At 66.5% G+C, this 666-nt stretch carries 1 protein-coding gene; it reads left to right on the top strand.

Going from position 1 to position 666, the window contains the following annotated elements:
• The first annotated feature begins 212 nt into the window (after positions 1 to 212).
• Positions 213 to 638, top strand: a complete 426-nt coding sequence (locus FV233_RS29740; RefSeq protein ID WP_147855226.1) for a hypothetical protein — start codon at positions 213 to 215, stop codon at positions 636 to 638.
• Positions 639 to 666: the final 28 nt, after the last annotated feature.

The following is a 666-nucleotide window of genomic DNA, read 5'->3' as shown; positions in this document are numbered from 1 at the left end:
TACTGATGGCGGCAACAGGCGGCATGCGGGTATTCTGTGGCGTCGCTGCGGCTTTTACAGGCGAAGCCGAACGGCAAGCGGGCCGGCCCCTTGAGGGCTCGGCCCGCGCCATTTTGGGGTTGGCACAGACGTCGTTTGCTCGGTCGTGCAGGCTGCATAACGATCCCTTGCCGCTACGCTTTTTTCACCATCGGTGGCACAGTCCCACCGCCATGCCGATCCGGCCCGAGCACCGCTTCTTCTACCCGATCGACTGGCGCGAGCTGTCGATGGCGATCCGCTTTGGTCGCGCGCAGGGCCGCTGTGAGAGCTGCGGGCGACCGCACGGGCAGATGGTCTACCACCTCGGCGACGGGCGCTGGTGGGATGCGGAGGCCAGCCGTTGGCGCGATGGCTGGGGCCGCCGGATCCGGGTCAGGTCTGGCGTCGATATCCTCGGTCGCGCTCGCCGGACCCACGTCGTCCTGGCAGCCGCTCACCGGGACCACGACACGGCCAACAACGCGGATGCCAACCTCGCGGCCTTCTGCCAGCGCTGCCACATGATCCACGACCGGCCAGAGCATCAGAGGCGGCGGTGGCGCACGCTGTTCCGGCGGAAGGCGATGGGCGACCTATTCGGCGGTCCCTACGTCTGAACCATTCATGAGCACTTAGGCTTAATAA

This window comes from Methylobacterium sp. WL7 (genome assembly GCF_008040085.1).
Taxonomy (GTDB): Bacteria; Pseudomonadota; Alphaproteobacteria; order Rhizobiales; family Beijerinckiaceae; genus Methylobacterium; species Methylobacterium mesophilicum.
Note: the sequence above shows the minus strand (reverse complement) of the source record. Positions and strands in the feature narration are given on the sequence as shown.

Coding starts and splice junctions, on each gene's coding strand:
- FV233_RS29740 (WP_147855226.1), top strand. CDS start 213: ATGCCGATCCGGCCCGAGCACCGCTTCTTCTACCCGATCGACTGGCGC.